This window comes from Pedobacter psychrodurus (assembly GCF_004331735.1).
In the GTDB taxonomy this organism is placed as follows: Bacteria; Bacteroidota; Bacteroidia; order Sphingobacteriales; family Sphingobacteriaceae; genus Pedobacter; species Pedobacter psychrodurus.
In genome coordinates this window covers 111,442-134,912 of the sequence record NZ_SJSO01000001.1, presented here as the reverse complement: position 1 = coordinate 134,912, position 23,471 = coordinate 111,442, and the positions used below count along the sequence as shown (strand labels likewise).

Annotated in this window: 23 protein-coding genes; 16 read left to right on the top strand and 7 right to left on the bottom strand. The window is 37.8% G+C overall.

The features are described 5' to 3' along the window. Positions 1–22 precede the first annotated feature (22 nt). The 5 genes from EZ456_RS00600 (at position 23) to EZ456_RS00580 (ending at position 3,748) form a co-directional block, all read left to right on the top strand. Complete coding sequence (locus EZ456_RS00600; protein WP_131526371.1) at positions 23–1,441, top strand: sigma-54-dependent transcriptional regulator; 1,419 nt, start codon at positions 23–25, stop codon at positions 1,439–1,441. 63 nt (positions 1,442–1,504) lie between these two features. After that, a complete protein-coding gene (locus EZ456_RS00595; protein WP_131526369.1) occupies positions 1,505–2,554 on the top strand; it encodes an AI-2E family transporter in 1,050 nt (349 codons plus the stop codon). Between the two features lie 73 nt (positions 2,555–2,627). Beyond that, positions 2,628–2,894: a YtxH domain-containing protein gene (locus tag EZ456_RS00590; protein WP_131526367.1), complete on the top strand. Its 267-nt coding sequence runs from the start codon at positions 2,628–2,630 to the stop codon at positions 2,892–2,894. Positions 2,895–2,946: 52 nt separating this feature from the next. Further along, a complete protein-coding gene (locus EZ456_RS00585; protein ID WP_131526365.1) occupies positions 2,947–3,324 on the top strand; it encodes a phage holin family protein in 378 nt (125 codons plus the stop codon). Next, a complete protein-coding gene (locus EZ456_RS00580) occupies positions 3,311–3,748 on the top strand; it encodes a hypothetical protein (RefSeq protein ID WP_131526363.1) in 438 nt (145 codons plus the stop codon). Before EZ456_RS00585 ends, EZ456_RS00580 begins: the two co-directional genes overlap by 14 nt. A gap of 147 nt (positions 3,749–3,895) precedes the next feature. On the opposite strand, the gene aspS is transcribed toward EZ456_RS00580, so the two are convergent. The 4 genes from aspS to EZ456_RS00565 all read right to left on the bottom strand — a co-directional run bounded on the left by aspS (position 3,896) and on the right by EZ456_RS00565 (position 6,733). Further along, positions 3,896–5,641, bottom strand: coding sequence for an aspartate--tRNA ligase (gene aspS, locus EZ456_RS00575; protein WP_131526361.1), 1,746 nt, complete (start codon positions 5,639–5,641; stop codon positions 3,896–3,898). 218 nt (positions 5,642–5,859) lie between these two features. Continuing rightward, positions 5,860–6,012 carry a DUF6882 domain-containing protein gene (locus EZ456_RS25755; RefSeq protein ID WP_394343133.1) on the bottom strand — a complete coding sequence of 51 codons (153 nt, stop codon included), beginning with the start codon at positions 6,010–6,012 and terminating at the stop codon, positions 5,860–5,862. A gap of 14 nt (positions 6,013–6,026) precedes the next feature. Further along, positions 6,027–6,317, bottom strand: a complete 291-nt coding sequence (locus EZ456_RS00570; protein ID WP_131526360.1) for a DUF6882 domain-containing protein — start codon at positions 6,315–6,317, stop codon at positions 6,027–6,029. An 11-nt stretch (positions 6,318–6,328) separates the two neighbouring features. Continuing rightward, on the bottom strand, positions 6,329–6,733 hold the full coding sequence (locus tag EZ456_RS00565) for a hypothetical protein (protein WP_131526359.1): 405 nt from the start codon (positions 6,731–6,733) through the stop codon (positions 6,329–6,331). Between the two features lie 910 nt (positions 6,734–7,643). Between EZ456_RS00565 and EZ456_RS00560 the strand changes: the two genes are divergently transcribed. The 6 genes from EZ456_RS00560 (at position 7,644) to EZ456_RS00535 (ending at position 13,053) form a co-directional block, all read left to right on the top strand. Next, positions 7,644–8,201 (top strand): RNA polymerase sigma factor, encoded by a 558-nt coding sequence (locus EZ456_RS00560; protein ID WP_205944995.1) that lies wholly within the window; start codon positions 7,644–7,646, stop codon positions 8,199–8,201. After that, positions 8,194–8,721 (top strand): hypothetical protein, encoded by a 528-nt coding sequence (locus EZ456_RS00555; protein ID WP_225876442.1) that lies wholly within the window; start codon positions 8,194–8,196, stop codon positions 8,719–8,721. The genes EZ456_RS00560 and EZ456_RS00555 overlap by 8 nt, the downstream gene beginning before the upstream one ends. Positions 8,722–8,887: 166 nt before the next feature. Next, complete coding sequence (locus EZ456_RS00550; RefSeq protein ID WP_225876441.1) at positions 8,888–10,174, top strand: hypothetical protein; 1,287 nt, start codon at positions 8,888–8,890, stop codon at positions 10,172–10,174. Between the two features lie 186 nt (positions 10,175–10,360). Beyond that, positions 10,361–11,728: a S41 family peptidase gene (locus EZ456_RS00545; RefSeq protein ID WP_131526357.1), complete on the top strand. Its 1,368-nt coding sequence runs from the start codon at positions 10,361–10,363 to the stop codon at positions 11,726–11,728. Positions 11,729–11,792: 64 nt separating this feature from the next. Further along, the gene (locus EZ456_RS00540; RefSeq protein WP_131526356.1) at positions 11,793–12,338 is read left to right on the top strand and encodes a TlpA family protein disulfide reductase; all 546 of its coding nucleotides are present in this window, start codon (positions 11,793–11,795) and stop codon (positions 12,336–12,338) included. 85 nt (positions 12,339–12,423) lie between these two features. Further along, the gene (locus tag EZ456_RS00535; RefSeq protein ID WP_131526355.1) at positions 12,424–13,053 is read left to right on the top strand and encodes a Pr6Pr family membrane protein; all 630 of its coding nucleotides are present in this window, start codon (positions 12,424–12,426) and stop codon (positions 13,051–13,053) included. Here EZ456_RS00535 and EZ456_RS00530 read toward each other — a convergent pair. Next, positions 13,050–13,940 carry a bestrophin family protein gene (locus EZ456_RS00530; protein ID WP_131526354.1) on the bottom strand — a complete coding sequence of 297 codons (891 nt, stop codon included), beginning with the start codon at positions 13,938–13,940 and terminating at the stop codon, positions 13,050–13,052. The two genes, EZ456_RS00535 and EZ456_RS00530, sit on opposite strands and share 4 nt — an antisense overlap. A gap of 150 nt (positions 13,941–14,090) precedes the next feature. On the opposite strand from EZ456_RS00530, the gene EZ456_RS00525 reads away from it, so the two are divergent. Together EZ456_RS00525 and EZ456_RS00520 are read left to right on the top strand one after the other, a co-directional pair. Continuing rightward, positions 14,091–15,614 (top strand): MFS transporter, encoded by a 1,524-nt coding sequence (locus tag EZ456_RS00525; protein WP_131526353.1) that lies wholly within the window; start codon positions 14,091–14,093, stop codon positions 15,612–15,614. An 11-nt stretch (positions 15,615–15,625) separates the two neighbouring features. Further along, entirely contained in the window at positions 15,626–15,877 is a 252-nt protein-coding gene (locus tag EZ456_RS00520; protein WP_131526352.1) for a DUF6814 family protein, read from the top strand. A gap of 28 nt (positions 15,878–15,905) precedes the next feature. Here the strand turns inward: EZ456_RS00520 and EZ456_RS00515 are convergent, their stop codons facing one another. Next, positions 15,906–16,697: a rhamnogalacturonan acetylesterase gene (locus tag EZ456_RS00515; RefSeq protein ID WP_131526351.1), complete on the bottom strand. Its 792-nt coding sequence runs from the start codon at positions 16,695–16,697 to the stop codon at positions 15,906–15,908. A 2-nt stretch (positions 16,698–16,699) separates the two neighbouring features. Further along, positions 16,700–18,340, bottom strand: coding sequence for a glycoside hydrolase family 43 protein (locus EZ456_RS00510; RefSeq protein WP_131526350.1), 1,641 nt, complete (start codon positions 18,338–18,340; stop codon positions 16,700–16,702). A gap of 361 nt (positions 18,341–18,701) precedes the next feature. Here EZ456_RS00510 and EZ456_RS00505 point away from each other — a divergent pair, with 361 nt between their 5' ends. The 3 genes from EZ456_RS00505 to EZ456_RS00495 all read left to right on the top strand — a co-directional run bounded on the left by EZ456_RS00505 (position 18,702) and on the right by EZ456_RS00495 (position 23,428). After that, positions 18,702–19,658, top strand: a complete 957-nt coding sequence (locus tag EZ456_RS00505) for a pectinesterase family protein (protein WP_131526349.1) — start codon at positions 18,702–18,704, stop codon at positions 19,656–19,658. 159 nt (positions 19,659–19,817) lie between these two features. After that, on the top strand, positions 19,818–21,491 hold the full coding sequence (locus tag EZ456_RS00500; RefSeq protein ID WP_131526348.1) for a glycoside hydrolase family 28 protein: 1,674 nt from the start codon (positions 19,818–19,820) through the stop codon (positions 21,489–21,491). A gap of 5 nt (positions 21,492–21,496) precedes the next feature. Further along, the gene (locus EZ456_RS00495) at positions 21,497–23,428 is read left to right on the top strand and encodes a glycoside hydrolase family 88/105 protein (protein WP_131526347.1); all 1,932 of its coding nucleotides are present in this window, start codon (positions 21,497–21,499) and stop codon (positions 23,426–23,428) included. Positions 23,429–23,471 lie beyond the last annotated feature (43 nt).

Here is a 23,471-nt window from a genome sequence, read left to right as displayed (position 1 = left end):
TAGTAGAATAACAACGCTACTCATGAAAAAGAAGATACTCATTATTGACGATGAAATTAGCATCGGTTTATTGCTCTCCAACTTTTTAACTAAAAATGGATTTGAAGTTTCAAATGTAACAACAGGTAGAACTGTTTTACAAATTCTTGAAAAGAAGAGATTCGATTTGGTATTATGTGACTATCGTTTGGATGGTACAGATGGGAAAGAGATTTTAATCCACATTAAGGAAAACTATCCAGCTACTAGTGTAATTATTATTACGGGTTATTCGGATATTAAGCTTGCTGTAGAATTAATAAAACTGGGGGCTTACGATTATATTGTGAAGCCACTTTATCCAGATGAAATTTTAAATACCATAAATAAATCCCTTGAAACGCAAGAGGCTTTAAAATCACCTGAAAATTCTGGGCGTACTGGTGGTGGCGGTATTTCCGATTTTCTAAATTGTCCGGAATATATAATTGGTAAGAGCGATGCTTCAGCACTTTTACTGAAACAAATCCAACTCATAGCAAGAACAGGATACACGATCATCTTAACGGGGAAAAGTGGAACAGGGAAAGAATGTGTTGCTAAAACCATTCACCTAAATAGTTCACGTGCCAAAGAACCTTTTGTAGCCATGGATTGTGGTTCTTTAACAAAAGATTTAGCCGCCAGTGAATTTTTCGGACACGAGAAAGGGGCATTTACTGGAGCAGCCTTCACTAAAATTGGTCACTTTGAGCAGGCTAATGGTGGTACATTATTTCTTGATGAGATCAGTAATTTATCATATGAGATTCAGGCAACTTTACTCAGGGCTGTTCAAGAGCGGAAAATAAAGCGGATTGGGAGTACAAAGGAGATTGATCTGGATGTGCGACTTATTGTAGCTACAAATGAAAATTTAGTGGAAGGGATTCAAAAAGGAACATTTAGGGAAGATTTATATCACCGCTTTAATGAATTTTCTATATACGTTCCATCATTGAAACACCGGGGCAATGATATCATTATCTTTGCTGAGCGCTTTCTGGCCATAGCAAACAAAGAATTGAATAAAAAGATTGAAGGCTTTTCTGATGAAGCGATGAAATGTTTATTAGCATACAATTGGCCAGGTAATGTACGCGAGTTGAAGAATGTAATTAGGCGGATTGCTTTACTAACCGATGGAGATTGGATAGAAACTCATGTTTTACAATTGGAGCTTGGAACGATTGATTATCGTAAGACACAGCACGAAAAAAAAGCACTTCTTTTATCGCCCAAATTAAATAATGATAAATCACTTAATTTACGAAATGCTGCCAAAGAAGCCGAGTATACTACCATTTTAGAAGTTCTAAAAGCAGTTAATTTCAATAAAACCAAGGCGGCAAAAATCTTAAATATCGACAGAAAAACACTTTACAATAAAATCAAATTTATTGGGCTTGATGATGGAATATAATTTTAAATCAAGAAAACAAAACAGGCCCTTTTAGCATTTAAAGAATACCCTCATTATCAAAATATGTCAGTATTCTCTTATAAGCAACGCAATAACATTAACCTGGTCATTATTATTGCACTTGGGGTGTTAATTGCCTATTCTTTGCAAAGTATTTTTAGTGCCATTTTAAGTACTCTGGTGCTTTACACGATAATGAGGCCAGCATATATCCATTTAGCAGAAAATAAGGGGTGGAATAAAAGAGTAACAGCAATCTTTCTTATCACCATCTCCATCATACTAATTGTGATGCCTTTTTATGCGTTAAGTAGTATGGTTATCAGTAAAATTTCGGAATTGAGGAACAATGAAGTTTTTTTTAAAAATCTATTGGTTAAATTACAGCACCTTATTCCGGTTAAAATTAATCAGGATCTTATTCAAGAAGGATTAAACCGCTTAGGGAATTGGGCCACTCAGCTTTTTCCGTCCTTAATATCGAGTGCAGTAAATATTATATTAAGTTTATTGGTGATGTACTTTTTACTCTACTTTATGTTAATTGAACGGAAAAAATTCGAATTTTCATTGATTAAATATGCACCTTTCAGAGAACAGAATGCACTTCGTTTTGGCGATGAAATGCGAAATACAACTTATGCAAATGTATTGGGACAAGGGCTGATCTGCCTCGTTCAAGGTTCGCTTTTGAGCCTTTCTTTTTATGTTCTGGGTTATAAAGACCCCATTTTCTGGGGAGTTATTACAGCATTTATTTCTTTTGTGCCTGTTTTGGGGCCACCGGTTATTTTTGTCCCAGCTGCTATTTTGCAGATTGCGAACGGTAATAATTTTGCTGGCTGGGCCATGCTTATTTTTGGTTTTGTAGTCATTATCAATATCGACAATGTGCTAAGGTTTATCATTGCAAAAAAAGTTGGTAATATTCACCCCATAATTACAGTAATTGGCGTAATTATTGGTATCCCTTTATTTGGAATATTGGGCCTTGTTTTTGGTCCGCTACTGTTATCTTATTTTATATTGCTTGTTAAGATTTACGAAACCAGTACGCTTGCATCAGAAAGATTGGAAAGAATTAAAACAAATAATGAGCATACTGAGTTATAAATATAGCTTAACAATAAATAATGTAGTAGTTTTATATTGTACATAATTGTTAAACCCTTAAAATACATTAATTATGAATGATAACTCAAAAGTTGTAGTTGCGCTTTTAGCAGGATTAGCTGCCGGTGCGGCCCTCGGAATTTTGTTCGCACCAGATAAAGGTGATGAAACCCGCGATAGATTAAGTCAATCGCTAAAAGATTTAGGCGATTCTATCAAAGATAAAGCTGCTGATGAAATTAACCATCTTGCCAGCTTAAAGGATAAAGTTGTAAGCTCGATCAAAACAAAATTAAGAAGCGTAGAAGAAGAATACAGCGACGACGTGGAGCACGCGTAAAAATAAATATTGCATAGCCGGGCATTTTGCTCGGTTAAATATCATCTGAATTATGCAGGAAAATAAAGATAAAAGTATTGAAGATCTTGTAGACGATGCTAAAGGCTTTTTAGAGGCCAGGGTTGAATATACAAGACTTTACCTAGTAGAAAAAGTTTCTAAAGTATTTGCTGATCTAGTAACCAGTACGGCAGTTATTGTTTGTTTTATACTCGCCTTTTTATTTGGCTCGGTAACTTTGGCACTTTATCTGTCTGACCTTTTAGGTAGCTATGCCGGAGGCTTTGGCTGCGTTTCCTTATTTTATATTCTACTGGCAATAATCGTTTATCTAACTAAGAATAAATATATAGAGAAGGCAATTATTAATGTAGCCATTAGGAGATATTTTGATAAACTTGCAGATAAGGAGGAAGATGAAAAGGTATAAAGATATCCGTAACCTAGAAGACCTGCAGACTAAAAAGTTAGCACTTAAGGTTGAGTACACGCTTAAGCAAAACATGCTTAAATCGGATACGAAAGTGTATTTTAAACAATTTACTTTGGGTGCATTGATAAAAAGGTATGCGACACCAAGTAACCTGTTTAAAGCCGACGAAAAATTAAATATTAGCGGAACGGCTATGTCGTTGCTTTTGCCAATGTTTATGAATAAAACCATATTTAGAGGTGCTGGTTTTTTAACCAAAGCGGCTGTAGGTCTGGTTTCAGGAAAAATTGGTAAATCGCTCGATGCTGAACATTTATCAGCAATTTTTAATTCTGTTAAGAGTTGGTTGGGTAAAAAGAAAGAGATAAAAGGAAAGAAATTTGTAGACTATGGTATTCCGCCTGATAGTGAAACGTATTAGTTAAATAGTTCATTGGCCATTAGTTATTAGTGAGCAACGTGCCAAATGATTTTAAATAACAAAGCCTCAGAATTTTAAATTCTGAGGCTTTGTTATGAGTTTCATCACCCCCTGATCCGATAGCTATCGGATCAGCATGGCGGACATCTATAAATCCGTTTTAATTTTCAATTCTTTCAACTGTTTATCATCAATAGTACTTGGACTATCAATCATTACATCTCTTCCTGAGTTATTTTTAGGGAAAGCAATCACATCACGGATTGAATCTAAACCTGCAAAAATTGAGGTTAAACGATCAAAACCAAAGGCAATACCGCCATGTGGAGGTGCGCCAAACTCAAAAGCATCCATTAAGAAACCGAATTGTTTTTGTGCTTCTTCTGCACTGAAACCTAAATGTTTAAACATTAAAGCCTGTAATGTTCTATCATGAATACGGATGGAGCCGCCACCAACTTCAGTTCCGTTGATTACCATATCGTATGCATTGGCACGTACGTTTTTAGGATCGGTATCTAATAAACCAATATCCTCAGGTTTTGGAGAAGTGAACGGGTGGTGCATGGCATGGTAACGTTCTGTTTCCTCATCCCATTCTAAAAGCGGGAAATCCAATACCCAAAGCGCCGAGAATGTATTTTTATCACGCAAGCCTAAACGGTTACCCATTTCTAAACGAAGCTCATTTAACTGTTTACGTACTTTATCTGTTGAACCCGCTAAAATTAATAACAAATCGCCTTTTTCGGTTTCAAAAGCCTCACTCCATTGTTTAAGGTCTTCTTCGTTGAAAAATTTATCTACTGATGATTTAATGGTTCCATCTTCATTATGACGGGCATAAATCAAACCTGTAGCGCCAATTTGCGGTCGTTTGATAAAATCTGTTAATTCGTCTAATTGCTTACGGGTATAACTTGCTGCGCCTTTTGCATTGATACCCACTACCAATTCTGCATTATCGAAAACCGGAAAGCCTTTGCCTTTTACCAGGTGGTTAAGCTCAACAAACTGCATCGCAAAACGAGTATCTGGTTTATCAGATCCATACAAACGCATCGCATCTGCATATTGCATGCGCGGTACTTCTGGTAAATCGTAATTACGCACTTCTTTAAATAAAGTACGAATTAGACCTTCGAAAGTGTTTAATATATCTTCTTGTTCGATGAAAGACATTTCGCAGTCGATCTGGGTAAACTCAGGCTGACGGTCGGCTCTTAAATCTTCATCTCTAAAACATTTTACAATCTGGAAATAACGGTCGAAACCAGAAACCATCAACAATTGTTTGAAGGTTTGCGGCGATTGAGGCAAAGCATAAAACTCACCTTCGTTCATGCGGCTAGGCACCACGAAATCTCTTGCACCTTCTGGTGTAGATTTAATCAACACAGGTGTTTCCACTTCGATAAAATCTAAAGCATCTAAATAACGGCGAACCGATTGCGCCATTTTATGACGTAAAACCAGGTTATTGCGAACCGGATTACGGCGTAAATCCAAATAGCGGTATTTCATACGCAATTCATCACCTCCATCAGTTTCATCATCGATCATGAAAGGAGGTAATTTTGCAGCATTTAAAATTTCCAAAGCAGAAATTTTAATCTCCACATCTCCGGTTGCCATTTTTGGGTTTTTGTTGCTTCTTTCTACAACGGTACCAATCGCTTTAATTACAAACTCGCGGCCTAAAGAACGTGCAGTTTCGCAAAGCTCACGATTATCGTCCATGTTAAAAACCAATTGAGTAATGCCATAACGATCGCGGATGTCTATAAAAGTCATACCGCCTAAATCTCTTGATTTTTGTACCCAACCACATAGCGTAACACTTTCGCCTAAGTTATTTAGGTTTAATGCACCACAAGTTACTGTTCTTAACATATATTGTAATCTAAATTGAGCGGCAAAAATACCGATTTTGTTTTAAAGTTTAGAGTAGAAGATTTTATGTTTTTTCTATCAAATGAAAACACCTAAAACTGCTGTTTCTTTTTGGGTAAAGAATCTACAACAGTAATCTTTTTGAAAAGCATAAATGAAAACAACTTATTATCATGACTTGGAACACGATAAACACCTTTAGCTTTCAAAATATATGCTTAAATTGCAGCCATATCCCAACCATCAACTATGTCAGCAGACCATTTGGCTTTAAAGAGACTTTCAAATCCTCTCTTAATACCATAAGTTCTAATCGTTGTTATTTCTTTTTTTACATTTTCTTCTATGGAGGAGTTACCCCAAGCCCACAACCATGTATTTGACTTTAACGAAACAGATCCACTTCCTCATAGTCAATAATAACTTTCTGTACTCCCTTATCGCTAAATATGAGTTTACCTGTTAGTTGGTCATAATCCCATCGTTCATATTTTCCAATTTTATATTTGTCTTGGCAATAGGCTTGCTGTTTTTTAAGATATGCGCATGAAATTTTTGAAAGTTCTTCGAATGAAACGGTATCTAACAATGTAATTTTTGTTGAAGACGACTTAGCACCGCATCCCGACAAGAACAATGCAAGTATTACGCTGTATAAACTTAATAATCTGATCATTTAAACAAGGACTAATACTTTTCTTCTAAAGTAATTTCAATAGCGATTACTTTCCATTCGCCTTTAACCTTTTTCCAATGGTAAATTTCTTCGGTTTGGATGGTCTGTTTTTTGGAAAAAATAAGCAAATTAGGCTTTAGGATAATCGATTTTCTGGCGATTTTTTCTGTAAAAACCTCCTCCTCAAAAGACGATTTAATGCGATAATAACTAGTGTGAATTTCTTTAAGGTTGCCGAAGTATTTTTTTAGATCAAGCGTATAATCACGTTTGTTTAAAGCCGCTCCTTTTGCAGGGGTATAACTTAAAGTATCATCAAACATGGCGGTATAGGCCGTTAGATCTTTGCTTTCTAAAGCCTGATCTGCTTTTTTGTGTATCTCGCTTATTGCTGAAATGATTAAATCGGTTTCCATGGCATGAAGTTAATTGTTTGCATCAGGGTTTTCAAATTTATGATGATTCTATAAATGATTTTCCACAATACCAAAGGCACAGAACCAATCATTTCTTAAGATTATAAAAGGCCTTTATGTTTTGAAAATGAAAGGGCAGCATTTCATAGGTGCTGTAGCCCCGCCATTCGCTTTACTTCGTTACACTGCGTGTTCGCTGCTGTCGGGTTTAGTTAACAGTGGTTTGTTTTCAAAGCACCGGCCTAAGTTAATAAACCTGATTGTCGGGAAGAGCTTCCGATCCTTCATCGGAACTCGTACCAAAAGCGGGACAGAATTTGCCAAAAGCACGGAACCAACCATTTTCTAATAATTATTAAATATTTTTTCTTTTTAGGAAATGAAAGGGCAGCATTTCATAGGTGCTGTAGCCCCGCCATCCGCTTTACTCCGTTACACTGCGTGTTCGCTCCTGTCGGGTTTAGCTAACAAAAGCTTGTTCTAAACAACCCCATTTTTATTATTGGCGGATGAAAGATTTGAGCTTCCTGCATCGATCTACGTTAAATAAACCTGATTGAACGGACGCCAATTTCCTTCAAATTGGCTGGAGGGAAAGCAGGACTGAATTTGCCAAAAGCACGGAACCAACCATTTCCTAATAATTATTAAATATTTTTTCTATTTGGAAATGAAAGGTCAGCATTTCATAGGTGCTGTAGCCCCGCCATTCGCTTTACTTCGTTACACTGCGTGTTCGCTGCTGTCGGGTTTAGTTAACATAGCCTGTTGCTGAAAAAACTCATTTAGCGCTTTTGCAATAATCTTTTGATCTGACATTAAAACTGTGTTAACATATTTTTAATTTTTTTTCTACCTTGATGCAACGTTTTAAAATCCCTTATGTCTTATAATCAGAATATTCGAAATTTTGGAAGCCGTATACATCGATAAAAACCTAGAACTCGTAAAAAAATGCATGCAGGGAAGCCGCGCAGCACAGTTTGAATTGTACAAGCTGTATGCAAAGGCCATGTATAATGTGGCACTGCGCATTTTAAATTATGAGGAAGAGGCAGAAGATGTTTTACAGGAAGCATTTTTGGATGCGTTTACCAGAATTGTAGATTTTAGGCAAGAAACCACTTTCGGGCTTTGGCTAAAGCAGATCGTGATCAACAAATCCATCAATTATTTACGTAAACGTAAAATGGAATTTGTAAGTACCGATGAAATATCGGAAGTGCCGGATGAAGATAGTTTTGATGACTATGAAGTGCAGTTACAGGCTGAGGAAATAAGAACAGCTATAACCCAATTGCCAGATGGCTATAGGGTGGTATTGAGTTTGTACCTGTTAGAGGGTTACGACCATGAAGAGATTGCACACATTTTAAAAATTAGTGAAAATACCAGCCGCACACAGTATATGAGGGCTAAAAAGAAGTTAAAAAGTATTTTAGAACAGAAAGGGATGAGAGATGAATAATAGATTAGAAACCTTTGTAAAGGAAAACCGTAAAGCTTTCGACGTAATGGAGCCATCGGCAGGACTTTGGGCAAAGATTGAACAGGAGTTAGACAATAAGAAGAAAAAAAAACCTGTAAAGCTGTATTTATGGATGAGTGCAGCAGCGGCTATTGTGGTCGTTTTTGGTTTAGCCTGGTTATACGTAGGAAAATTACAAAACAAAGATTTAGAAATAGCCGACGTTAGTGCTTCCTATGCTAAAAAGGACGTTCATTTCGCTGGTTTAATTACCGAAAAAAGAGACAGCCTGGCCATTTTTGCCGCTGCAAATCCAGAGTTGTATAAAAAATTTACGGCTGATTTAAAAAAGCTTGATGAAGATTACGAAAGATTAAAAACGGAGTTACCAAGCTCGCCCAACCAAACTTTTGTGGTAAAGGCCATGGTTAAAAACCGTGAAATACAATTGCAGTTATTAAAACAACAATTATTGATTATTAACCAGGTTGACGATTACAAAAGAGTTAACCAGATTTAATTTAAGAGAAATTAACGCCTAAAGTAGAAAGCGCAATAAATAGTTGTCAATCAGTCTTGATACCTGATTCAACATACTTGATACTAATTAGGGAACGCTCACCACATCGAACCGCTTATTGCCAGCCGGCAGGTTTTAAGCGCATAGGTGTTTAACAATTAACAACATGAAAACAATAAAAATATTTTTAGCCTTTATGGCTTTAATTGCCGTAAAAACTAATGCGCAAGAAGGGGTAGTAAATAGCCCATCAGAGAAGGTAGTTATAGAAAATGTAGAGAAATCATCAACATTGGCGATGGTTAACACTTCGAAGCATAGGCAAACAGGCAGTGATGCCGAACGTTCAAAATCTTTTAGCAAGAGTTTTAATGTAGATAATAACGATAAGGTTAACTTAAATAACCAATATGGATCTATTGTAATTAAAACCTGGGATAAAAAAGAAGTGCGTGTTGATGTAGATATTAAAGCTTACAGCAACTCAGACAGCGATGTTCAGAAACTGATAGATGGGGTGAATATAGATGCCGCTAAAAATGGTGATGTGGTTTCTTTCAAAACCAACATGGGCGACAGAAACGGACGTTATGGCCGCGGGATGAAAAATGGTGTAACCACTTGGAGAAGAGAGGTGAAAGTAAACTATACCGTGTTTATGCCAGCGGTTAACCCCTTAACCGTTTTACAGGAGTATGGAAATGTAGAAATGGGTAATTTTGCAGGGCCAACCTCGTTAAAAGTAGAATATGGCAACCTTGTAGCGGGTAACTTAAGTAATGCCAACAACTACATTAATGTTCAGTATGGCAAATGCGATATTCAGGATTTGAATGCTGCCGTGGTAAAACACGAATATAACGGACCTGTAACTATTGGTTCGGTGGGTACTTTAGAACTTGTTGCCGAATATGTTGCCGTAAACATTAATACCATCAGAAGATCAGCCGATATTAAAGTGGAATATGGCAAAGGCTTAACAATTGGCACTATTGGTGGCAACTTGCTTTTAAATGCCGAATATGCCAAAGTAAATATCAATACGGTTAAAGGCAATACGGTGGTTAAACAAGCTTATGGCGATTTAAATATTGCATCGGCAGGTAAAATTGCGGTTAATGCAGAATATTCGAATGTTACTTTAGGCTCGCTTAATGGAGATGCAAACATCAATATGGATTACAATCGTTTAAATGTGAGCGAAATTACCCCGGCTTGTAAAAACTTCACTTTTGGTGGTGAATATGTAAGCATCGGATTGGGCTTTGCAGACCGTTACAATGCCAATTTCAATGTTTCTACTTCGTATGCAGGCTTTAAATATGGTTCAAACGTAACATCAAGCCTGGTAAGTAAGGACGATGAAACTAAAAAATATGCTGGCAAAATAGGTAGCGGTGGTGCTGCAAACGTATCCATTAAAACCGAATACGGTTCAGTTACTTTTAAATAAGATTTTCTAAACCAAACAAACTTTGAAGTCCTGCCAAATTGGTAGGACTTTTTTTGTCCGATATCGGATATGTGATGACCGTTTATGAACACCCTGTTTTTTCAAAAGGCCATAATTTTAATGTCGAGGAGGATTTTTCAACTGGTATAAAAATTGAAGCAAATTCTTTTAAATAAAACAAATGACATGAAGAAGATTCTTTTATTAATGCTCATCCCCATAGCTGTTTTTGCACAGTCAAACAAATTAACAAAAGCGGACAAAATTTACGGGTTATCAAAATTTTGGCAGGAAGTAAATTATAACTTCGTTTATTTAAACAAAGTAGATCGTGTTAAATGGGATAGCACCTATAAAGCATTGATTACTTCGATTCCCGAAACCAAAACTGATTACGAGTACTATCAAGAAATGCAGCGCTTTTGTGCAATGCTTAAAGATGGGCATACCAATATTTTTATGCCAAGCGGCAAAGATTTTGAGCCTATGAATACCATGTTTGGGAATTATCGCCTCTTTATCGAAAACGTAGAGAATAAAGCGATCATTACACGTGTTAATCTAAGCAAAAAGGATGAAATTCCTGTTGGAAGTGAGGTTATAGAGGTGAATGGAAAACCTACGGCTAAATACATAGCTGAAAATGTTTCACCTTACATTTCTTCCTCTACCGGTTATGTTTTACAGGACTGGAGTATAAGTAAATTGCTTCAGGGACTTGAAGGAAGCCAGTTCGAAATCAAAATCAAAAAACCAAAGGGACAGATTATAACCTTAAAATTAACCCATCAGCGTACTGAAGAAAAAGAAGTTTTCCCCGCATTCCCGGCAGAATCATCACTACTAAACTTTAAATGGTACCCTAATAAGGTAGCATATGTTGCACTCAACTCATTTGGAGAAGAAAAAATAGATAGTCTTTTTATCGCTAAGCTCCCTGAATTATATCAAGCAAAAGCAATAATAGTTGATTTAAGGAATAACGGAGGGGGGAATACTGGGATTGGAAGCTACATATTGAAATACTTAACTAATGATAGCTTACTTTATGGATCTCGTTATTCTACCCGACAACTAACCTCGGCTTTTAAGGCCTGGGGAAAATATACTTCTCCCAAGGATACAGTAAACAGCGAATGGAATAAAAAGGCACTTCTAACCTATCAGGATAATTATTTTTACAATTTAGATTACTATCCACTGAAAAATAAGCTTTCGGCAAAGCGCATTGTAGTTCCAACGGTACTGTTAATTGGCCACAATACTGCTTCGGCAGCTGAAGACTTTTTGATTTATGCTGATAACCAAAAACACATGACAAAAATCGGCAGAAATTCTTTCGGAAGTACGGGACAACCTTACTTATTTGATCTTCCCGGTGGAGGAAGTGCAAGGGTATGTACGAAAAAGGATACTTATCCCGATTGGCGTGAGTTTGTAGGTAATGGTGTAAAACCTGATATCGAAATAATTCCAACTATAAAAGATTTTATGGCCAATAAGGATGCAACCCTGAATACTGCAATTGATTACCTAAATAAAAAGATTAAATAGGCAAACGCATTAACCCCTCTTAAGTCCTGCCAAATTGGTAGGACTTTTTTTATATTTGGCGCTGATGAAAATTTACCTTATTATTCTGCTGTCTGTTTTTTCTTTCTCAGCATTGGCACAAGATGCCCCGGTTAAATGGGCTACACAGGAAACTTTCTTCGAAGAATTAATAGGTAAAGATCTACCTGTTTTTAACGGTTTAACCATCAATAAAAAACAAATCTCCAATACCAATTTAAAAAATCAGGTAATGGTTATTAACTTTTGGTTCGAAAAATGCCCGCCTTGTATAGCCGAAATGCCCGAATTAAATAGTTTGGTAACTAAATATGGCAAAAAGGCTGTAAGGTTTATCGGTATTACTCATGATAATCCCGCTAGTACCAAACGCTTTCAAAAACGAAACGGATATAAATACGAAATTGTATCGCTGAGCAAAGATGAGATCAGGAAACTGAATATTAATCACGGTTTCCCATCGAATGTATTGGTTGGAAAAGATGGAAAGATTATTTATGCCACAGCCAATATTTCCTTTTCCGATCCTCAGTTCAAAGCAAAATCGATACTTTTTGAGGAGAAATTAAAAAGTGCATTAACGGGTAATTAGCAATTTTTGAAAACGAAAAAGACTACTTAAATTTCATTCGTTCATATTAATTCCCTACTTTTCTATCACACTCAATTCAGCGCTTATGGATTTAAAAGAAAATTTCAGGCCTTTTGTTATTTGTGCCGCTATTGTTGTATGGTTTTCCCTGGCACTCCAATTCCGTGTAAGTTTACAACTCTTGAATAATGATTATCCTGTAACAATTAAAGCGTTTTTATCTTATTTTACGGTTATAACCAATATTATCGTAGCCATTTGCTTTACCAGCTTATCTTTTGTTAAACGCGGTGAATCAAGGAGTTTATTTACTCAGGCATCTACTTTAACAGCCATAACAGTTTATATTGTGGTAGTAGGTCTAATTTACAATATCACCCTGCGTGGTTTGGCATCGCCTGTAGGTTGGGCGAGGTTGGCCGATGAACTTTTGCATGTGATAAGCCCTTTGATCTTTTTATTTTTCTGGGCTTTCTTTGTTAAAAAATCAACGCTACAATACAAACAGGCCATCACCTGGTTGGCTTATCCTTTGCTTTATGTGGTATTTATTGTGGTTAGGGGTTATCTGATTAATAAATACCCCTACCCATTTATTGATGTGGTACAGCTGGGTTATCCAAAAGCCATTCAGAATGCAGTTGTGATCCTGTTTATCTTCTGGCTTTTATCTCTTTTGTTCATATTTATAGCTAAGAAAACAATAAAAACTTAAAGAACATATTCGTCATTTATCGGCTTAACGGGCTCAGGAATCTCTTCCTCTTCTAACATTTGCAAAAGATTGATTTCTATCGTTCTGGTGATCTGGTTGAGTGGAACCCCTGCTGAATTGTTTTCGAAGGGATTAACCAGGCTCATTCCATTAATTTGTGTAGATACAAATACGAAACCGATTAACCAGCCCAAAAATATGGCTGCAGGTCCTGCATCCTGACTAATTACAAGGGTAAACGTTACCACAAATAGCCAGATAAACACCTTGGTTAAATAACTGTAGGTGGTTGGAAAAATGGTATTTTTAATCCTTTCGTTCATTCCCATGGAATCAGAGAAGCGAGTAAGCATTTCATTAATTTCGATAAACCTGAAACCATCAATAGCACCAGATTTAGAAAGTTTCTGTAGATCTCTGGATTGGATATTCAAAAGTGCATTATGCTTATTGTTATGCCTTCCTATTTCTAATAAATCTGCATCAGACAAATATTTTGTATAAATTTCATCAACCGTGCCTCTTAAATTGGCTTTTAACGCATACAAAAAGGCAATGTGCCTGTAAACCATTCGTTTTACACTTTCTTCGTCTTCGTCAACATAATTGATCAATGCCCTTGTAAAAGAGCGCGAATCGTTTACCAAAGCGCCCCATATTTTTCGGGCTTCCCACCATCTATCGTAGGCCTGGTTATTATTAAAACCAATAAAAAATGCAATGGCAGTACCCAAAACTGTTGGAATAATGGATGGAATGGAGAAATGATGCGCAATTAAATATTCGCGAACAAAGTAAGCCGCGGTACAAGAGACAATCATGATCAGATCAACGTGCCATGTATTTCTTAAAATTCTACTTAACCTGATGTTTTGTATTAAAAGCATAAATCTGAATGGAAAATAAATTCGTTACGGATGAAAATACAAAACTAAAGCCAAAATGTTTGGTAATGTAACAAATTAAATGACAGACAGTACAGGTTGCCGATTGTCATACAAATGTTTATCTTGGGAAACCAAATACTCTTATCTCTTATGAGCGACACTTTACCCAAGAACAATATCTTTAAAGTAATCGGTGCATCATCGTTAGGCACGCTGATTGAATGGTATGATTTTTACATTTTTGGTAGCCTTGCGGTTATCATTGGTCATCAGTTATTCCCAGAAGATGCAGGCGCATCGGCCTTAATTAATACCTTGGCTATTTTTGCAGCAGGTTTTATTGTTCGTCCGTTTGGTGCATTGGTTTTTGGCAGGCTTGGCGATTTAATCGGCCGAAAATATACTTTCTTGCTCACTTTGGTACTGATGGGTGGATCGACATTTTTTATTGGTTTAATCCCCTCATATAAAAGCATTGGTTATGCGGCGCCAATATTGGTTTTAATATTAAGGTTAATCCAAGGCCTGGCTTTGGGTGGAGAATATGGTGGTGCAGCAACCTATGTAGCAGAACATGCACCAAAAAACAAACGTGGCTTTTTTACCAGCTGGATCCAAACTACCGCAACATTGGGTTTATTCCTTTCGCTGGGGATCATTGTAATCACCAAGAATATTTTAGGTGCTGAAACTTTTGGCGATTGGGGCTGGAGAATCCCTTTTCTGTTATCGATTGTATTGGTTGTAGTTTCGATTTATATCCGCATGAAAATGCACGAATCGCCCATGTTTTCTAAATTGAAGGCTGAGGGAAATGTATCAAAAAATCCACTGAAAGAGAGTTTCAATAATAAAGCGAATTTTAAAATGGTGCTCCTGGCCTTATTTGGTGCTACCATGGGGCAAGGGGTAATCTGGTATACAGGGCAGTTTTATGCACAATCGTTTTTAGAGAATACCTGTAAGTTAGACTTTAACGATTCGAGATACATTTTACTATGGGGAATCGCCTTTGCCACGCCATTTTTTGTGGTGTTCGGTGCCTGGAGTGATAAAGTTGGCCGAAAATGGATTATGCTAACTGGAATGTTGTTGGGGATTCTTTTTTATCGCCCCATTTATCAAATGTTTTTGGATGATACCGATTATACAAAAATTGAACAGACCGACATTTTATCTGTTACCCCCGCTCCGGTAACTTCCATTTTAATTGCAAACTCAACTGACAGTTTACGAACAGTTTCTACTAAAGTAATGCTTAGAAACGGTGCTTCCTTTAACAAGGTGCAAATCGATACGGTTTCTGCAACAAAAGGGATTCTTTTGGGTAAAGAAGTAGTAAAAGATAAAGTTTTGCCTACACCAGTGTTCTGGAAATTTGTTGGCTTAATCTTCTTCCAGATTTTATTGGTAACCATGGTGTATGGGCCAATTGCGGCTTTCCTGGTTGAGTTATTCCCGACTAAAATCCGGTACACCTCTATGTCTCTGCCTTATCATATCGGTAACGGTGTTTTTGGTGGGCTTGTACCATTTATAGCCACATTAATTGCAAGCTTTTCAGGCTCTACACCATTATCTGGCCTTTGGTACCCGATAGGTATAGCGGCATTGAGCTTAGTTATTGGCACAATTTATTTATCGAATAAAAGAGACGAAAATATTAACGACTAAATACGAAGAAGATGAATACGTTAAAGAAATTTTTAGGATTGGTTTGGATGGTTTTAGGGCCATTAACAATGACTTTTTTGTTTATCCAGGCGATAGATAAAGTGGGCTTGACCCATACAGATATCGAACGTACCAATACCATTCTGCAATGGGCAATTATCCTGTTTATTTTCTTTCCAATTAGTTTGGGATTAATGATATTTGGCTTTTATGCGTGGAAAGGTGAGTATGATCACATGCCAGAAAATTCGGAGCAATTGTAATTTATTCTGCGTAAATACTTATCCTTTCCTAATTCGCCTTTTGGTTGATGTTTTTTAATTCATTATAAACCAAATGAGCAACTTCTTTGGCGCCTTCTGGTTGGAAGTGGGTATTATCTCTTTGCCCTTTTGGATAAGCCTCATATTTTGCCGAGTCTAAATTCATAAAGTAATGTTTACTTACAAATTCATTTCCTTTTGTAGTGAAAAAGCTTGCCGAAAGTGAAGTAAGGTCTATAACCGGTACATTTAACGCCGCAGCCACATCTTTTACCGCTTGTGGATATTCGCCATGTGCACTGCCCAATTTGCCATCTTTCCAGGGATAATTGCGGGTAACCGGTGTGATCAGGATCGGTAAAGCTCCTTTCGCCCTTGTTTCTTTCACGTACATCCTTAAAAAATCTTTATAGCCCGGAATATCAACATAACGTTCAGGTTTATCTTTTGCCGCATCGTTGTGCCCAAACTGGATCAACACCAGGTCGTTCTTTTGCAAGGTTGATAAAACTTCCTTCCACCTTCCCTCTTCAAAAAAAGTTCTGGTACTTCTTCCCCCTTTTGCTTTATCAATAACCAAAGCGCTATCGCTTTTAATCAGTCTGTTTAATTTTTTTAAACTGTCTTTTTTTAAGAATTGCTGAAAAACCTGCCCCCAGCCTGTAATGGGATACTTTTTCTGCAGATAACCTTCATCTAGTGTATAATCTGCAACGGTAGAATCGCCGATTAAATAAATTTTAACAGGTTTGGGTTTAATAATGAAAGACATTAATAAAGCTGCGCCAAGGGCCGCGATAAGGTATTTGTGTTTTTTCATCTTTATTTTAATGCTTGTATATGGAACCAATCGTATTCGGCAATTCCTGAATCATTGGTTTGGGTATCCCGCAGGGCAAAGATTCCCATTTTTGCGCCGATCCATTGTCCTGCTGTTGCCTGAAACTCATCACCTACATTAGTAAAACGAGTTCCATCTTCACTGTAACTAAACTGGCATTTTGCACCAGCGGTAACTTTAACCCTGAAATACACCGATCCTGATTTTAGTTTGGCAATTTCCTTTTCATTTTCCGTTTTTCCCTTGTCGGCACTTGGGCAAACACCATACATGAGGTATAATCCATCTTTTTTACTTTTAATACTGATTTGAGCATAACTTCTCCCCATCACCACCAAACCCGTTTTTTCATTTTCCAATTTTGGATTAGGTTTAAACAAAAGCTTGCTTGTTACCATAAATTCATCGGTGGGAAATTTCTGCATTAACAGGTTCGGTACATCCCATAGGTTTTTGGCTTCATCAGGGGTTTTCGATGTGTAGAGCTTTAACAAACCCTTACCTGCATCAGTAAATAACCAGGTAGGCTGCGGATTAGCCTGCCATTGCCATTGCAAACCTAATTTTGGCGTGCCAAATTCATCACTTTCTTCAGGTGTTTCAACTGGATATACCTTACCCACATTTGGCTTTTTATAGGTGATAACGGGTTCACCTTTTCCATCACCATCTGCATCAAGCCCGATAACAGGCCAGTTATTAATCCATTTCATAGGTTGCAGATGAATCACGCGGCCATAAGCATCTTTATCCTGAAAATGTAGGAACCAATCTTCACCCGTTTGAGTATTTACCCAGGCACCTTGATGTGGGCCATTAACAGCAGATTTCCCCTGATCCATCGCTATCTTTCTTTCGTAGGGACCATAGATGTTTTTACTTCTTAAAATTAATTGCCAGCCTGTAGAAACACCACCCGCTGGGGCGAACAGATAGTAATAGCCATTACGTTTATAAAATTTTGGCCCTTCAATGGTTGGGTCGAGCTCGTGCCCATCGTACACAATTCTGCCAGTTTCTGTTGCTTGTGAGCCGTCGTTAGTTAGCGGCATAATCGCTAATACACTTTTTATCCCTGCGCGGCTTCCCGCATAAGCATAAGCCAGGTACGCTTTGCCATCTTCATCCCAAAATGGGCATGGATCAATCAATCCTTTACCAGCTGCGACCAGTTTTGGTGCAGACCACACTCCTGTTATGTTTTTGGCCTTGGTTAAATAAATCCCAAAGTCAGGATCTGGATAATAGATATAAAATTCGCCATTGCGATAACGGATAGAAGGCGCCCAAACGCCATTACCATGTTGTGTTTTTTCGAAATGCTCAAAAGGAGGCTGGCGTTTTAAAGCATGGCCGATTATTTTCCAATTCACCAGATCTTTCGAATGCAGAATCGGTAATCCAGGTATGGCATCGAAACTGGAGGCGATCATATAAAAATCATCTCCCACACGGATAGCATCAGGATCAGAATAATCGGCATTGATAACCGGATTTTTATAGGTTCCGTTACCTAAGTCAGCAACCCAAACTTTAGATATATACCTACTGTTTGGAGCGAGTTGGGCAAAGGCATTTATGCTAAGGCTTACAACGAGGATTGAACTAAATAGATATTTCATTTACAGTAATGTTTTTATAATATTTGGTCAGTTATTTATTTGGCGCTATGTCATTTCCGCGCACGCGGGAATCTTAATGCGACTTGTGATTGGCATTAAGATTCCCAATCAAGTTGGGAATGACGATGCGTGTATTTTATCAAATTAGCTTACCAACAAGGTTAAGCCTTTTTTTATTTTTAGGCAAGTTGTTATTGTGCAATCGTTCCCGACATCGTTTGCAATGTTTAATCTCGAAAAAACTTCTTTCTGCTGGATATTAATGTTTAAAATTGTTCATCATATATTTTAAAAACACGGCTGCGTTACAAAGTTTATACTTTTACGTGGCCGATTTTAATTTAAGCCTAACCAAATTGATATGAAAGCAATCATTTTATTCTTTCTCTTAGCGATTTCACTGGTCGCAAATGCGCTTGATACAAAGCCAGATTTTGTTGTTGCTGCCGATGGAAGCGGAAACTTTAAAACCGTACAGGAAGCCATCCATGCGGTACCCGATTTCAGGAACAAAACAACTGTAATCTTTATCAAAAAAGGCATTTATAAAGAAAAGCTAATCTTGGCGGCTTCAAAAAAGAACGTAAAATTTATTGGGGAGAGCCTAGATGAAACCATTTTAACATATGATGACTATGCCCAGAAGAAAAATGCTTTTGGCGAAGAAAAAGGCACTTCGGGCTCTTCCAGCTTTTACATTTATGGTGAAGGCTTTTCTGCTGAGAACATCACCTTCGAAAATTCATCAGGTCCGATAGGGCAGGCCGTTGCCGTTTGGGCAGGGGGCGATAAGCTGATTTTTATCAATTGCAGGTTTTTAGGCTTTCAGGATACACTTTATACCTATGGTGGTAACAACCGTCAATATTATAAAAACTGTTATATCGAAGGAACGGTCGATTTTATTTTCGGGGCTTCTACAGCCTGGTTCGAAAGCTGTACTATTTTCTGTAAGAAAGCTGGTTATATCACTGCGGCTTCAACCGCCGATACCACAAAATTTGGTTATGTATTCAACAAATGCAAAATCAAGGGAGCTGCACCAGCAAATAGTTTCTATTTGGGTAGGCCATGGAGGCCTTATGCAAAAGTTGCCTTTCTCAATTGCGAACTGCCAGATCTTATCCGCCCCGAAGGCTGGAATAACTGGGGAAAAGAGAGCAATGAAAAAACTGCCTATTATGCTGAATATAAAAGTAAAGGAAAAGGAGCCGATCCGAAGAAGAGGGTAAATTGGTCACACCAATTAACCGATGAGGCATATAAGGCCTACATTTTTGAAAACGTTTTCCGTGGATGGAATCCAGAGGTGAAATGAGTGTGGTAAATAATTGATATACAGTTGTTAAGGGCCTCATTAAAAGCACATTTTTGCCTTGTTTTCCGGTAACGATTGCATAGATTTCTCTTCTATTTTAAGTGCAAACAACGTACACTTGTTATTACAATAACCAAGTATAATTTAACAGCGCAAATAATGAAACATATTTCAGGTAGTTTATGCCGTATTAAGGTAGCTCTGGCATGCTTAATTTTATCTTCTGCAAGTTCTGCTATCGCGCAACAAAAGCAAACCTTACCCGTTATTCAGCAGGTTAAATTTAAAAAAGATACCACGAGCATTGTTAGCTTCGGGGCAAAAGGCGATGGTATTACTTTAAATACACAAAGTATTAATAAAACCATAGCAGGTGTGAGTCAAAAAGGTGGCGGTGTGGTGTTAATTCCTTCTGGCTTGTGGTTAACTGGTCCTATTGAATTAAAAAGCAATGTAAACCTGTACTTAAAACGCGACGCCATTCTTCAGTTTACCGACGATTTTAACCAATACAAATTGGTACAGGGCAATTGGGAAGGTCAGCCAGCCTGGAGAAATCAAAGCCCAATTTCTGGCGTTAACCTCGAAAACATAGCCATTACCGGAACAGGGATTATCGACGGAAACGGTGGCGCCTGGCGCATGGTTAAAAAAGATAAATTGACCGAAACACAGTGGAAAACTTTAGTCGCCTCTGGTGGTGTAGTGAGGGCTGATGGAAAAATGTGGTACCCATCCGAGAAAACAGTTAAAGGTTCGAACACTAAAAATGCAGGCATAATAGAGGCTGGTAAAACAGCAGCAGATTATGAAGATATCAAAGATTTCCTTCGTCCAAATTTATTGGTATTAACGGGCTGTAAAAAAATTCTTTTGGAGGGTGTTACCTTTCAAAATTCACCAGCATGGAATCTCCACCCTTTACTTTGTGAGGATTTAACTTTAAGAAACCTACAGGTAAAAAATCCTTGGTTTGCACAGAATGGTGATGGTGTTGATGTAGAATCGTGCAAAAACGTATTGATTGAAGGCAGCACTTTCGATGTGGGTGACGATGGGATCTGCATTAAATCGGGAAGAGATGAAGCTGGCCGTAAACGCGGTGTACCTACAGAAAATGTAATTATTAGAAACAATGTGGTTTACCATGCCCATGGCGGATTCGTAATCGGAAGCGAAATGAGTGGTGGTGCGAAAAATATTTGGGTGTACGATTGTTCTTTTATCGGTACCGACATTGGTCTACGTTTTAAAACTACGCGCGGCCGTGGTGGTGTGGTAGAAAATATTTATATCAATAACATCAACATGATCGATATTCCTGGCGAAGCCATTCTATTCGACATGTATTATGCTGCGGTTGATCCGGTTCCTTTGGCGGGCGAAAAACGCGAAGCCATTAAAACCGTAACCGTTCCGGTTACTGAAGCTACTCCACAGTTCAGGAATTTTTACATCAAAAACGTGGTAGCCAATGGTGCTGAGAAAGCCATATTTTTTAGGGGATTGCCAGAAATGAACATCAAAGATATCCACCTGGAAAACGTAACCATAAAAGCGAAAAAAGGGATTGAAATTATTGAAGCAGCTGGAATTTTCCTTAAAAATGTAAACGTAATTACCGAAGATACCAGTCCGGTTGTAATGATCCAGAACAGTTCGAACATCAACATCAGCAACTTAAAATACCCCGATAACAGCAAGGTTTTATTTGATGTTACCGGCGAAAAAACAAAAGGCGTAAAAATTAGTGGAACAGATGTTTCTAAAGCTAAAATGGCTTCACTTTTAGGTACCGAAGTAGATAAAAAAGCACTGGAAATTTCAAAATAATAAACATGAAGAGATCAATTCTATATACAGCAGCTGCACTCATTGGTTTTTCTATTTTATCGCTAAGTGGATTTGCCCAAAAGAAATTATCAGAACAGTTAACCTTAACTGCGATGGAAAAACTGTTTCAGGATACAACACTGCTGAAAGGTGCAAAAGGGCCTAAGTGGACTTACGACATGGGCGTTGTATTGGAAGGTGCTGCAGCTGTTTGGCGGAATACTGGTGATGGAAAATATTTTAAATATATCCAAAGCTCAATGGATGCCTACCTGGATAAGGAAGGGAATATTACAACCTATAAACCTGATGATTTTAATATAGATAACATTAAAAATGGCCGTTCGCTGTTGCTATTGTACAAAGTTACCGGGCAACAGAAATATTTGTTAGCGGCAACTAAATTATACGATCAGCTTCAAAAACAGCCGCGTACTCAAGAGGGTGGTTTTTGGCACAAGAAAATTTATCCTAATCAAATGTGGTTGGATGGATTGTACATGGGCGAACCTTTCTATGCAGAGTATGCCAAGTTGATGAAAAAAGATGCTGCTTTCGACGATATTGCCAAGCAGTTTATCCTGATGGAGAAAAATGCCCGCGATGTTAAAACAGGGTTGCTTTATCATGGTTTTGATGAAAGCAGGGCAGAAAAATGGGCAGATAAAAAAACAGGGCGCTCACCGAACTTTTGGGGAAGGGCAATGGGCTGGTACATTATGGCCTTGGTAGATGTGCTTGATAATTTTCCAGCTAATCATCCGCAGCGAAAAGAATTAATCGCCATTTTAAACCGTACGGCAACTGCTACTGTGAAGTACCAGGATCCAAAATCAGGTGTTTGGTTCGATATTTTAGATATGCCGACCAGAAAAGGAAATTACCTCGAGAGTTCAGCTTCGAGCATGTTTGTATATGGCTTGGCCAAAGGGGTGCGTAAAGGTTGGTTGGCACCATCATTTATGGCTGCTGCAAATAAAGGTTACGCAGGCTTAAAGAAAGAATTTGTTGAGCAGGCAGGAGCAGAAAGAATTAACCTCACCAAAACCGTTTCGGTATCGGGATTGGGTGGGAAACCTAAATACCGCGATGGAAGTTTCGATTATTACATCAGCGAAAAAGTAATCACCAACGATCCGAAAGGTGTAGGTTCATTTATCTGCGCCGCTTCAGAAATGGAAATTGCCGCGCTACCTAAAACAGGCAAAGGTTTAACTGTTACTGTTGATAATTTCTTCAACAATGAGTACATGGCTGGCCCAACCGGAGATAAAATCCCTTTCCATTATGTGTGGGAAGAAGATGATAATAACGGTTTTTCGTTATTCGGTAAAGTATTTAATGATGCAGGCGTTAAAACCGCTACCCTTAAAACAGCACCAACCACTTCAAACTTAAAAGGAAGTAATATTTATATTATTGTAGACCCTGATACGGAGAAAGAAACGGCAAATCCTAATTTCATGAATGCTGCACATGCCAAGCAAATTAGAGAGTGGGTTAAAGCTGGGGGTGTTTTGGTGCTTTTGTTAAATGATGCTGGTAATTGCGAAATTTCAAAATTTAACGTATTGCCAGAAACCTTTGGAATTCATTTTAACGAAGATAGCCGCAACAAGGTTCAAGGTTCGAATTTTGAACAGGGCGCTGTAAAAATCCCTGCCGGAAATTCAATTTTTAAAACGGCCAAGAAAGTTTATATCAAAGAGATCTCAACTATTGTAGCTAAAAGCCCTGCGGTTTCTGCTTTGACAGATAACGGAGATTTGCTTATCGCAACAGCGAAATATGGTAAAGGAACTGTTTTCGCGGTGGGTGATCCCTGGTTTTACAATGAATATATCGATGGCAGGAAATTGCCCGCAGATTTTGAAAACTTTAAGGCAACGAACGATCTGGTAAACTGGTTGATTAAACAGGTTCCGAGTAAAAAGTAACCACAGATAAATATTAGCCACGGAAACGCAGTGGCACAGAAAA

Excerpts from the sequence above, each read along its gene's own strand:
- EZ456_RS00550 (WP_225876441.1), top strand. The coding sequence starts at position 8,888 with ATGAAAACAATAAAAATATTTTTAGCCTTTATGGCTTTAATTGCCGTA.
- EZ456_RS00515 (WP_131526351.1), bottom strand. The coding sequence starts at position 16,697 with ATGAAAAAACACAAATACCTTATCGCGGCCCTTGGCGCAGCTTTATTA.
- EZ456_RS00505 (WP_131526349.1), top strand. The coding sequence starts at position 18,702 with ATGAAAGCAATCATTTTATTCTTTCTCTTAGCGATTTCACTGGTCGCA.
- EZ456_RS00600 (WP_131526371.1), top strand. The coding sequence starts at position 23 with ATGAAAAAGAAGATACTCATTATTGACGATGAAATTAGCATCGGTTTA.
- EZ456_RS00565 (WP_131526359.1), bottom strand. The coding sequence starts at position 6,733 with ATGGAAACCGATTTAATCATTTCAGCAATAAGCGAGATACACAAAAAA.
- EZ456_RS00495 (WP_131526347.1), top strand. The coding sequence starts at position 21,497 with ATGAAGAGATCAATTCTATATACAGCAGCTGCACTCATTGGTTTTTCT.
- EZ456_RS00535 (WP_131526355.1), top strand. The coding sequence starts at position 12,424 with ATGGATTTAAAAGAAAATTTCAGGCCTTTTGTTATTTGTGCCGCTATT.
- EZ456_RS00520 (WP_131526352.1), top strand. The coding sequence starts at position 15,626 with ATGAATACGTTAAAGAAATTTTTAGGATTGGTTTGGATGGTTTTAGGG.
- EZ456_RS00545 (WP_131526357.1), top strand. The coding sequence starts at position 10,361 with ATGAAGAAGATTCTTTTATTAATGCTCATCCCCATAGCTGTTTTTGCA.
- EZ456_RS00590 (WP_131526367.1), top strand. The coding sequence starts at position 2,628 with ATGAATGATAACTCAAAAGTTGTAGTTGCGCTTTTAGCAGGATTAGCT.
- EZ456_RS00540 (WP_131526356.1), top strand. The coding sequence starts at position 11,793 with ATGAAAATTTACCTTATTATTCTGCTGTCTGTTTTTTCTTTCTCAGCA.
- aspS (WP_131526361.1), bottom strand. The coding sequence starts at position 5,641 with ATGTTAAGAACAGTAACTTGTGGTGCATTAAACCTAAATAACTTAGGC.
- EZ456_RS00530 (WP_131526354.1), bottom strand. The coding sequence starts at position 13,940 with ATGCTTTTAATACAAAACATCAGGTTAAGTAGAATTTTAAGAAATACA.
- EZ456_RS00580 (WP_131526363.1), top strand. The coding sequence starts at position 3,311 with ATGAAAAGGTATAAAGATATCCGTAACCTAGAAGACCTGCAGACTAAA.
- EZ456_RS00555 (WP_225876442.1), top strand. The coding sequence starts at position 8,194 with ATGAATAATAGATTAGAAACCTTTGTAAAGGAAAACCGTAAAGCTTTC.
- EZ456_RS00510 (WP_131526350.1), bottom strand. The coding sequence starts at position 18,340 with ATGAAATATCTATTTAGTTCAATCCTCGTTGTAAGCCTTAGCATAAAT.
- EZ456_RS00585 (WP_131526365.1), top strand. The coding sequence starts at position 2,947 with ATGCAGGAAAATAAAGATAAAAGTATTGAAGATCTTGTAGACGATGCT.
- EZ456_RS00525 (WP_131526353.1), top strand. The coding sequence starts at position 14,091 with ATGAGCGACACTTTACCCAAGAACAATATCTTTAAAGTAATCGGTGCA.
- EZ456_RS00570 (WP_131526360.1), bottom strand. The coding sequence starts at position 6,317 with ATGATCAGATTATTAAGTTTATACAGCGTAATACTTGCATTGTTCTTG.
- EZ456_RS00595 (WP_131526369.1), top strand. The coding sequence starts at position 1,505 with ATGTCAGTATTCTCTTATAAGCAACGCAATAACATTAACCTGGTCATT.
- EZ456_RS00500 (WP_131526348.1), top strand. The coding sequence starts at position 19,818 with ATGAAACATATTTCAGGTAGTTTATGCCGTATTAAGGTAGCTCTGGCA.